At 52.4% G+C, this 10,767-nt stretch carries 9 protein-coding genes and 1 pseudogene; 1 reads left to right on the top strand and 9 read right to left on the bottom strand.

Annotation, left to right across the window (positions count from 1 at the left end; all coding sequences use genetic code 11):
- The first annotated feature begins 55 nt into the window (after window positions 1-55).
- Complete coding sequence (locus AC1Q6I_RS11155; protein ID WP_102623910.1) at window positions 56-382, top strand: hypothetical protein; 327 nt, start codon at window positions 56-58, stop codon at window positions 380-382.
- A 636-nt stretch (window positions 383-1,018) separates the two neighbouring features.
- Here the strand turns inward: AC1Q6I_RS11155 and AC1Q6I_RS11150 are convergent.
- The 9 genes and pseudogenes from AC1Q6I_RS11150 to AC1Q6I_RS11110 all read right to left on the bottom strand — a co-directional run bounded on the left by AC1Q6I_RS11150 (window position 1,019) and on the right by AC1Q6I_RS11110 (window position 10,762).
- A complete protein-coding gene (locus AC1Q6I_RS11150) occupies window positions 1,019-1,774 on the bottom strand; it encodes a methyl-accepting chemotaxis protein (RefSeq protein WP_371858339.1) in 756 nt (251 codons plus the stop codon).
- 102 nt (window positions 1,775-1,876) lie between these two features.
- Window positions 1,877-2,023, bottom strand: a pseudogene (locus AC1Q6I_RS11145) (HAMP domain-containing protein); the annotation flags it as partial.
- Between the two features lie 1,326 nt (window positions 2,024-3,349).
- Window positions 3,350-4,303 carry a PDR/VanB family oxidoreductase gene (locus AC1Q6I_RS11140; protein ID WP_102623913.1) on the bottom strand — a complete coding sequence of 318 codons (954 nt, stop codon included), beginning with the start codon at window positions 4,301-4,303 and terminating at the stop codon, window positions 3,350-3,352.
- A gap of 84 nt (window positions 4,304-4,387) precedes the next feature.
- The gene (locus AC1Q6I_RS11135; protein ID WP_158244422.1) at window positions 4,388-5,356 is read right to left on the bottom strand and encodes a SphA family protein; all 969 of its coding nucleotides are present in this window, start codon (window positions 5,354-5,356) and stop codon (window positions 4,388-4,390) included.
- Window positions 5,357-5,438: 82 nt separating this feature from the next.
- Entirely contained in the window at window positions 5,439-6,674 is a 1,236-nt protein-coding gene (locus AC1Q6I_RS11130) for a cytochrome P450 (RefSeq protein WP_102623915.1), read from the bottom strand.
- Between the two features lie 99 nt (window positions 6,675-6,773).
- Window positions 6,774-7,940, bottom strand: a complete 1,167-nt coding sequence (locus AC1Q6I_RS11125; RefSeq protein ID WP_102623916.1) for a serine hydrolase domain-containing protein — start codon at window positions 7,938-7,940, stop codon at window positions 6,774-6,776.
- Window positions 7,941-7,984: 44 nt separating this feature from the next.
- Window positions 7,985-8,794, bottom strand: coding sequence for an SDR family NAD(P)-dependent oxidoreductase (locus AC1Q6I_RS11120; protein WP_102623917.1), 810 nt, complete (start codon window positions 8,792-8,794; stop codon window positions 7,985-7,987).
- Between the two features lie 121 nt (window positions 8,795-8,915).
- On the bottom strand, window positions 8,916-9,842 hold the full coding sequence (locus AC1Q6I_RS11115; protein ID WP_102623918.1) for an MBL fold metallo-hydrolase: 927 nt from the start codon (window positions 9,840-9,842) through the stop codon (window positions 8,916-8,918).
- Between the two features lie 92 nt (window positions 9,843-9,934).
- On the bottom strand, window positions 9,935-10,762 hold the full coding sequence (locus tag AC1Q6I_RS11110) for an SDR family NAD(P)-dependent oxidoreductase (protein WP_102623919.1): 828 nt from the start codon (window positions 10,760-10,762) through the stop codon (window positions 9,935-9,937).
- Window positions 10,763-10,767 lie beyond the last annotated feature (5 nt).

Raw genomic sequence — 10,767 nt, 5'->3', positions numbered from 1 at the left:
CAAGGCGCTCATATCTGGCAGAATCCGTCCCTTCCCTAGAGATCGCCGCCTCGCTATGCCTTTGCCCTACCAAGTCATGCGCCTGTTCACATCGCCAGAGGGCCATCTGGTCGAAATCAGCTGCCGGCGTAGGCAAGCCAGTACAGAGCAGCCCTCCCACGAATGGCTCTGGGTCACCGACCAGTCCGTTACTACACTGCGCCCCCGGCACAGCGCTGTCGAAACGCAGCAGGTGTGGGTGTTCCGCGAAGCGCGCCTGCAGCTCGACGGCCAGCACGCCGAATTGGCATGGAGCAACGGCCAGCAACTCAGCCTCGCGGCGAGTCCGACGCCAACGCTGCCCTCGGAACACCGCCAGCTCATCCACAACCATTTGAGCTGAAGCCGCTTGTATCCAACTACTGGGTTCGGATCTGACTAATACTCAGCACCCTGCCTAAATCAGGAAGCCGCCAACTCCTTCTTGGTGCACGAGCATGCTATGCATCTCACGACTACATGAGCACCTTGCCCTTGCGAAGCAACGCTCAGAGCAGCCTCATGGCAAAGAACATAGCGAACCCGCCCACAGGCGTGTCGATGAGGTTCCCGAATTCCCCGGGCATGTAATGGGGAATGTTGCCTTAAGACGGGCTCCTGCGGGTAACGCAACGAACTTGGGATGCTATCGCGAGATGTTGCTGGCGATGCTCGCCGACCAGATGCCCCAAGTCGAGAAACAAGCCCGTACCTTGATCGACGAATACGATGACGCGCCCCCATTAGTGCGGGCGAGCCTGTATACGGTTCTAATCTATACGCCGCTCGAACACTATAAGCTCGCAATATCGGGCGCCTACAGCCCCAGGCGCGAAAGTATGTCAACCGCACCGCCAGCCCGTTGGGGACGGTCTACTATCAAGCGGTATTTGCCCCATCGCGTCGTTGCCGAGCGCGTGCTGCAATCGCTCAATGCAAGAACGCGAAAGTGGTCGTTTATATTCCCTTTCGCCGTTGTTCTGCCTCGACAATGACAATCTCAGACACGAAATTGATCCATCAGCCCTTGCTGATGGTTCGCGAGATTATCGAGGGAATGGCTGATACGTGCAGATTCCTTGGCTTGATCTGACAAAAGGCTGGTCAAGTCGCGAATACTGGTCACGCTGTGGTTAACCTCCTCGGCCACAGCGCTTTGCTCTTCGGCAGCGCTGGCAATTTGCAGATTCATGTCAGAGATGACGATCACCGCATTTTCTATCTGACGCAGCGAAACGACAGCCTGACTGACCTGTTCGACACTGCCGTTGGCGAGCTTTTTGTTATTCCCCATTGCCCCGACAACCGCTTCGGTTCCTTGCTGAAGATGCTCGATTACATTTCGAGTGACCTCCACCGACTCCTGAGTCCGCCTTGCAAGGCTGCGTACTTCGTCCGCCACGACTGCAAATCCACGACCAGCATCGCCCGCACGAGCAGCTTCAATCGCCGCATTGAGGGCAAGGAGGTTCGTCTGCTCGGCAATTGAGCGGATGACTTCCAACACAGAGCCGATTTTCTCGCTGCTGGCCGCCAAGCTTTCGACTTGGCTCATGGAGTTCCCGATTTCCTTCGCCAACTGTTCAATACCAGATGTAGTTCTATCAATGACTTCCAAGCCAATACGCGTGGCTTGATCAGCATCTCGGGCCGCTTCTGCGGCCTGAGCAGCGCTCCGCGCAACATCATGAGCTGTGGCACTCATTTCCTGAGATGCGGTGGCAACTTGGTCAATCTGGCGATACTGCTGTTCCATCCCTGCACTGGCCTGGCTGGCAATGGAGGCACACTGAGTTGCCGTCGCCCTGGCATCACTAACTGAAAGCTTAACGTCCGCAATTGTCGGTTGAAGCTTGTCGAGAAACCGGTTGAACCAAGTCGTCAATTGCCCCAACTCGTCTTGTTGGCTGTACCGTAAACGTGAAGTCAGGTCGCCCTGTCCACTAGCGATATCCCTCAACATCCCAGAAATGTTCAGTATTGGACGAGTAACTGTTAGAGCCATCAACCAGATCAAACCCAGACCAATTAATGCCACCACCAGCCCTGCACATAGCTCGACCAAACTGCCCGTTTTGTTGATCTGCAGAAGCTCGTTTTTCAGAATCTCAGCCGGTTCGAGGAGAGCTTTTTCAGGGACATCCAAGAGAATTCCCCAAGGTGCTCCGTCAGGAATCGGAGAAAACGGTACAAGGATTTTCAACCGCGATTGGCCTTGCAAAGCGGTGATGTTTTTCTCTCGACCCAACGCACTGACAAGCTGTGCTCCATTGACAGTGTCAACCTGTTGAAATGACTCTCCTAACTTCGATGTGTCTTGGCTATAACCAGCCAGCTTTCCAGTAGCGCTCAAAATACTAATTATGCTTTGGCCTTCATATAGGTCACGACTGGTTGATTGGCTTAGGCCCTGCAAATTATCCAAACCAATGTCAACAGAGAGAGAAGCGATCAGCTCACCATGCTCAACTAACGGAAAGTGAATGCTTGTTATTAGCATTTTTTGCCCATTTAGAACCGAAAAATAGGGCTCTTTAATACAAGGACTTATACTATTGCTCACACAAAACCCCGAACTCGGCACTCCGAAACTTTGCGGCTCCGCATTAGCACTCGATATCTCCGCCTCGGAGATAGATTTGAACACAAACTGCCCTGCCGTAGACTGGGACCAAGAAAAAGCGTACCTGCCGACTTCGTTGCTGCCGAGCTGGGAATTACCTACAAACGAAGCATCTTTCTTATCAAAAGAATTATTCTCAAAAACCAATGAAATACCTAGCAGGCCTGGATTACCTTGAAGTACGGTTTTAGCTTGGTTAATTAGATTTTCACGAAGATAAGCAGAGTTGTTTAATCGATCCCCAGACTGATCCAACAAGAATTGCTGCAAATGGCGACTGAATCCATTCCCATACTGGTAGGCATCCGTGAATACCTTACTGACCATCAATGTTCGCATCTGACCTTGCGACTCAATTCGCACTTGAGCGGCCTCTGTCAGCATTTTTGCGCTGCTATCACCTACAAGCTCAGAGTTATACTCCATTCGAAATATTGAAACCGTCATCAAAAGCGCGATAACACCCGCCAGGCAAAGGCCGGAAAGAATTGTGATCTTCCACTGAATTGATATCTTGGAAACAAACATCGTGTTCTCCCAGGACTGCGGGTTCAAGGACGCAAAATGCCCATACCTGCTTATTGTTTTGATGAGGATACGAACAGAATAAGATCGAAGGGTTACGCCAGATACAAAAACACATCGGTGGTTTCTCGAACCACCAGGCTAACGTCTAGCGATTCGAGAAAACTAAGCACTGAAGTACACTTAAAGGTCCAAAACCAATTTAGCGGACTTCGCTCGAGAGCAACATGGTGTAAATAGCCTCCCAGACTTTCTCTCGCTTTCGCTCAGCACGGAATCTTTATGGTCTGGCTCGCCCTCAAGAATATTGGTAATGCAGGAACCACATATTCCTTGCTGGCACGATACCAATACCTCCACACCAGCTTCTTCCAACACCGTTGCAACAGACTTATCGGTTGGAATAAAAAATTTCTGCCCAGTGCTGGCAATCTCTACTTCGAATCCTTCATCCGTTGGCGCTTCAATTGGAGCAGCGGTGAATGACTCTCGGTGAATTCGATCGTAGGGCATGCATGCTTCAGCAGTGGTAAGTACCCAATTCATGAACCCTGCTGGACCACAGACATACAATCGGGATTTATCATGCTTAACAATCTGCTCAACGTTAAGCTTTGGTGTATTTGGCTCATCGTCTATATGTAAAGTGACAAAATCTTTGAATTCTGGGCTCTCAAAAACGTCGAGAAAAGCGCCTGTAGATCGGGAGCGGATGCAGTAATGCAGTTCAAAAGACCGTTCCAACCGTAGCAATTCGCGCGCCATGGCCAAAATAGGTGTTACGCCAATCCCCCCTGCCACCAAGATGAACCTATCGTCAGCATCTACTAGTGGAAAGTGGTTACGAGGCTCGCCTACCGAAATCAGCATTCCTTGTTGAAAGGTTTCATGAATCGCTTTTGAACCACCGCGAGAAGCCGGCTCATTAAGTACTGCGATAATATATCGACTAGTCTCAATCGGGTCATTACTTAATGAATATTGCCTGACAAGACCATCTGACACCTTCACATCTATATGTGCACCGGCGGTAAAAGCCGGCAATACCTCACCATTTGGACGACGAAGCTCAAATACACTAATTGAATCAGTTGCATTATCACGCCTGAAGACTTCAACTTCCAACCACTTTTGCATAACATTTTCCTCTTTCAGGCAAAAAGTTCACAGATGATATTAACGGCGCCAAGCACAGAGCCCTGTAATTGGCACCGGGCGATATCACCAAAACTTCCGTCCCAGCTTCAGAACCACACCTCTTGCCGAGGCGGTATTTTCACCATCAATGCCTGCCAATCCTTTGAACGTGAAGTTCCAAGGATTGTCATCCCACATGAAGTCATAAGACACAACTGGCCCCAGCGAAAGCGATTTCGCTCGGTTACCATTGTTGGGAGGCGTAAAACCGTTAATATCATCATCTTCAATTTGAACGAAACCGGTTCCCGCAAGACCTACTTGCCACTGGCCAAATCGCTGAGACACTGCAAAGTCCATGCTGACAAGATCCCCTGTTTGGTAATCCGTATCATGGTTTTCAGTGTATTTGTTATAGAAAACTCGCGCACTGAACTCTGTAGCGTCGCCAAATTGATCACCAAAGATGCTAGGAACAATGTAAGTAAGTGCTACGTTGGGGGCAAAGTCGTAGACATTCGCGCTCACGTTAACCATTTTCGATGAGTCGTATTTTCCTGTCGGTAGAGTCACCCCCAGGCCAACCAGAACATTCAACCCGTAAGGGATCCATGGTGCAGACTGAGATCGCTCATAACCCAGAGGGAAATTCCTCGACCACATCAATACGTCCGAATAGATGTCTCCTTGTCCCTCGGAACACATTTTCTTTCCGCCCTTGAAGCCAAAGCATGTGCGCTCATAGCTAGCAAAAGCAGTAGAGGCAATGTTGCCGCCAAACACTTCCATGTCATATACAATCGCACCACCTACGCCAAAAATTCTAGATCCGCCTTTGGCGTCTAGATCTTCGTCTTCGGTCCAGTACTCCGGGAACCCGAGGCCAACCCCGATACCTACGCCATAAACGCCAGGAGGCGGCAATATGGCTTGCCTAATATCTGTACCGCCAATTGGACCTGCAGGTTTAATATTTTCCGCAGCATTGATATAGGTCGATGAAAAGCCCTGAGCGGCCAGCAGTGCAACACAAAGCGCATACTTACGGTTCATAGATATCTTCTCCATCCGCAATGCGGATGTCAGCAACTTATTGTTTTTATTTAATTCGCTTTCAGAACAGCTTATTACTTTTTTACCAACGCACTTGTAACGACAACCGCACGGGCAATAACGCCATGGGGGCGAAATTCAAAGGTTGGTCAGGTACAACTCGGAGGTTTGGCAGACGCTCAAACAGCACGCGCAATCCGGTCGCTCCTTGCAATCGCGCGAGTGGCGCGCCAGGGCAGGTATGGCGGCCTTTGGTGAATGCCAAGTGATCCTGCGGAGAAGAGCGGTTGATGTCGAAGTCCATTGGGCAGCCAACATGCCTTGGGTCAGTGTTGGCTGCTGCCAACGACACCCAGACGGGAGAGCCAGCGGGGATTTTGACCCCGCGGATTTCGACATCTTTGGTCGTCACACGGCCTGCGAATGGCGCGGACGGACGACGACGTACGGTTTCTTCGAAGACCCGCGACCAAAGACTCGGATCGGCCTTTGCCGCGGCCAGCGCTTCTGGATGGCTATCCAGGAACAAGATGGCATTGGCCATCATCTGCGCCGTGGTATCCGTGCCGGCAAAAGCAATTTCCACAAGGTGCAGAGCAATCCGCTCGGTGGTCAGCGCCGGGTTCCCGCTACTGTCTTTCTGAGAGGCCATAGTCGAGATAATGTCCCGCGCATCCGAGTTCCGACGTGCTTCGACCAGGCGATAGAAGTACTCATAACCAGAGACGTATTTGTCCCATACCTGCGACTTCTCGGGCTCTTGCATCGGCTCGTAGACACTGGCCAATACCTTGATAGATACGTCACGAATACCCTCGAACAGGGGACGGTCCTCAGGCGGCAGGTCATACAGCGCCATCAGCGTTCGCGTCGTTAGTTCCAGGCAGTAGTTGGTCATAATATCGGTCGAGTTTTCCCCAACCAAACCATCAATAATGTCGTTCGCACGAGCCTCGATGATTGGCTCCAGCGGATCGATTTTTTGCTTCATGAACCCGCGCTGAATCACCGTTCTCGCTTCAGTATGTCGAGGTGGATCAATCGCTACAATGGAGTCGGCCATTACCGAAGGAGCAAAGCGGCTGCGAAACTCCTCCGGCACCTCAGGGCTATTGGCGAGCGAGGAAAAGGTCTCCCACTCACTAAGCACCTTCTCGGCGTCTTCACGGCGAGTAACCATCCACACTCCCAGCGGCTGGAAAAAGAACACTGGTGTTTCTTCTCGCGCTCGCTGGCAGATCGAAGCGGGGTCTTTGAAACCTTGCTCACTTAACGGATTGAAGTCCGAGGGCGGAGCTGGTCTATTGAGTTGTTCCATTCTTATTGTTCTCCGGTCGTATTAAATTCAGGTCAATCGACTGCATCTCACTGAACTAGCAGTGAGTCATTTACTGTTCACGGATGTTGGCTAGTTGGGTTAGAGCGCTGCTGAAGCAACCAAGTCGGACAAACGTTGGAATCTCAAAATGTTCTCGCTCTCTTCCATCACTTTCGCAGTCAGGCACACGAAGGTAATTTGCGATTCTGGATCAACCCAAAACAGGGTCGACCCCGCTCCGAAATTGCCATAGGTACCAGGAGATGTGAGGGTGCCAAACTGAGATACCGTCAGCCCATCACCGCCCAAGGCGTAACCCAGCCCCATGTTTCCTGGTGGAACATCCCAGTGGCGCATGTCTGCGAGCAGTTTGTACAAATCGTTGATCGCATTTCCGGTCTGCAGCGTCGTTGCTTTGCGGATTACAGCCGGCGAGAGAACGCGCTCACCATTGCCAGTTCCGTTCTGACGAAGCATTTCAGCAAATGCAAAAACATCCGGTGCAGAAGTCATGGCACCGACCCACGGCATCTGCGAGCCAGGTGTTTCAATCGCATCAGCAACAGCCTTGATGTCGGCATTGGTCAACCAACCACCATCCGGATAGTTGGAAGTCAGCGGGACACGGCGCTGGGCAGTTTGAGGGATGGGCCCCAACGATGTGGACGCCATGCCCAAGCGGCTGAAAAGACGCTTATCGAGAAGATCAGCAAGGCTGTCTGCTCCGTGGACACGTCGCACCATCTCGCCCAACAAAGCATGATTGACCGTGGGTGAGTAGCTGAAGGCTTTTCCAGGCTCACCGACAACATCCAGGTCGCAAATCGCCTGAATCGTTTCGCTCAAAACATGAAGTCGATCATACGGAAGCGGCTGCGGTGTCGGCGAAAGACCTGCGCGGTGAGTCAACAGGTGCCCAACATTCACACGCTCTTTTCGACCGCTGCGGAACAGATCTCTACCCCAGAACTCTGGAATCACATCCACCACGCGAGTGGTAAGGGAGAGCAATCCAAGATCAATAGCCTCGAGGATCAGTGTGGTCGTGAATGCCTTAGTCAGCGACAACACCTTGAAAACAGAATCCTCACGCATTGGCACTGCTGCATGGCGATCCGCATAACCTATTGCCGCGTCAAGTACGACCTCGCCGTGCCGAGCCACTTTGATCACAGCGCCGTCGATAAGACCTCGCTCAACATCTTCACGAAGAGACGACTCGACTCGCTCGAGAGCCTGAGCGTCAAACCCTGCTTTGAAAGACATGGTTAAAACCCCTACATTTTTATATTTAGAAGCTGCAGCAGCCTTTACATGTACATCCCGCCGTTAGGCGAAAGCGTCTGACCAGTGATGAAGGACGAGTGCTCACCTGCCAGGAACAGAATGCTCTGAGCCAGTTCCTCAGGTTTGGCCAATCGCTTAATCGGTTGCATGCTGACCAGGAACTGGACGACCTCAGGGGGTTGTTCATGCATAAGAGGGGTGTCAACCGAGCCTGGTGCAATCGCGTTGACGCGAATGTTGTAAGGTGCCAGTTCGGCAGCGGCGGCGCGCGTCAAACCCAGGACTGCAGCTTTGGATGCTGGGTAGTACAGGGGCATCGCAACGCCCATCAGCGCAGCAACGCTGGAGATATTCACGATACTGCCACCGCCGGAACGGCGCATGAGCGGTACACCTTCGCGGATGCAGTAGAACTGGCTGAACAAGTTCACTTCCATCACACGACGGAAATCTTGGTCCGAGGTGTCTGCCAGGAAGTCAAAGACTGGGGCGCGGCCACTTTTCATCGCGTCGAGTGCAGCAACGTTGGCATCGACCATTTTCTGATTGGCTTCGCGATTTGGCGCATTGATGCCGGCGGCATTGACGATCACATCCAAGCGACCAAATTTCGATTCGATAGCTTGAAATGCGGCGCGCACAGCATCGCTATTGCTAACGTCGGTTGGAATGCACAGCACGCGTGGATCCTTCCCGAACGCCTCCTGCAGTTGTTCGCCTTTGAGATCCAATGCAGCAATCTTGGCGCCTTGCTCGACTAACAACTGAACCGTTGCTTTCCCGATGCCGGAAGCAGCGCCAGTGAGAACGACCACCTTCTCTTGAAACGACATACTCCTACCTCTCTTGTTATTGCAGGCACAGGTAGCCTACGTTTTGGTATTTGCAGATACATTCACTGTACTACAGTACATCGAAATGTCTAGTTGCTTATTTCTGTTATCCGACGGGCTTTTAGATCAGATAGGTATAGGTAGGGGCAGCAATCCAGCGATAGCCCTCACCTTCCTTGACCACGTGCCCGAGGCCTGGCCATGGAAAGTGATAACCGTGCGTGAGCAGTTTCTGATCCGCCAGCATGTCGAAGATGCGCCGGCGTGATTGCACCGCCATGTCGGAGTTGGTGTCGTAACTGATGCGCCACTCCGGATGCTTCATGGCGAGGATGTAGTGATGTGCCAGGTCGCCAGTCGTTACCAACACATCCTCGCCGGAACTGATGACGTAGCCGCTATGGCCAGGGGAATGACCGGCGCAGAGCAAGGCTTTGATCCCAGGAACGACTTCTTCGCCATCACGCACAATGATCAGGAAGTCGAGGTAGGGAGTGAGGTTTTTGATCGCGCCATCGACGCTCACCTCAGCAAAGTACGAGATGGAACGATTGTTCTTATCGAACCAGTAGTCGAGCTCTTCCTGCGCAATGGCAACCTGAGCATTTGGAAACACCCGCTTACCAGCTTCGTCGACCAGCCCCCAGCAGTGGTCGGGATGTGCATGCGTGATCGCCACGACATCGATGTCTTCAGGGCGGAACCCAGCAGCTGCAAGATTTGAAAGAAGATGGCAGGTAGATGGGCCAAACATATGGCTCAATTCGCCCATGCTTTCGCCCATTCCGGTGTCGACCAAAACCACATGTTTTCCGGTATTGATCACGAGAGCATTCATGCCAAGCAGTAGCTGATCGGTCGGCAAAAAGTTCTCTGTCAGGAGAGCATCCACTTCGTCCAACGGCGCATCGGAAAAACCGGAAGACGGAGGCTTCAAGGGCATCGGCCCATCTGACACGACCGTGATCTCAAAACTACCTAGCTTGAATCGATACCAGCCCGGATTCACAACTGCACCCGTATCAAGTGCGGACATTTTATCGTTCATTGTTCGTCCTCTCTAATCACGTGGCAAAGCGGTTGCTACAAACCCTGAGCGCACTCAGGGAGTCTGTTAATGTTGAGTAAAATTTGGAGCAATCAGGCCCTGGCAGCAGACAGGGAAAGGCCACCGTCAATTACGAACTGTTGCCCGGTTACAAAGCCTGATGCGCGAGAAGCCAGATAAAGCGCCAGGGGTTTTATTTCCTCGACGTCAGCTACGCGTCCCATTGGCACGCCAGCGGCCATCTTTGCCCGGACCTCATCCTGGTGCATGAAGCCGCCGCCGATGTCGGTCTCGAAGGGGCCTGGGGCGATGGCATTTACTCGTACCCCGTCGCTGGCCAACTCCAAAGCGGTAGCACGAACCAACTGCGCGGCTCCTGCTTTGGCCGCCGCGTATGCAGCACCTAACGTGACGGCCGGCCGCAATGCCGAAACCGACGTGGTGACAATGATCGAACCAGATTTACGGGGTCTCATATGGCGCGCTGCCGCTCGAATTGAGTAGAACACCGCGTCCAGGCTGACGGAGATGACCTTCTGCCACCTGACATCCGCGTACTGCTCCAGGTAGTTGGCAGGATCACGTTCACCATCTTCGTTGAGCGCAGCAAACCCTGGCCCAGGATCAATACCTGCATTCGAGAAAACCACATCAATACCGCCATACGTTGCCGCGACCTGATCGTAGATATGGTCGACGGCTTTTCGGTCAGTCACGTTGAGGACGTGAGACTCGATCGAATACCCCAGGTCTTTTAGGCGATCCGCCTGGGTACTCAGTCGTCGAGGGTTCAGATCGAGCATTACTACGTTCGCGCCGCCCACCGCCATTGCCTCGGTGAATGCCAGTCCTAGTCCACTGGCTGCGCCGGTTACGATGACAGTGGCACCTGCTACCGAAAAAGCTTCTTCAAACGTCATGATCA

Source organism: Pseudomonas sp. MPR-R2A5 (assembly GCF_058793055.1).
Note: the sequence above shows the minus strand (reverse complement) of the source record. Positions and strands in the feature narration are given on the sequence as shown.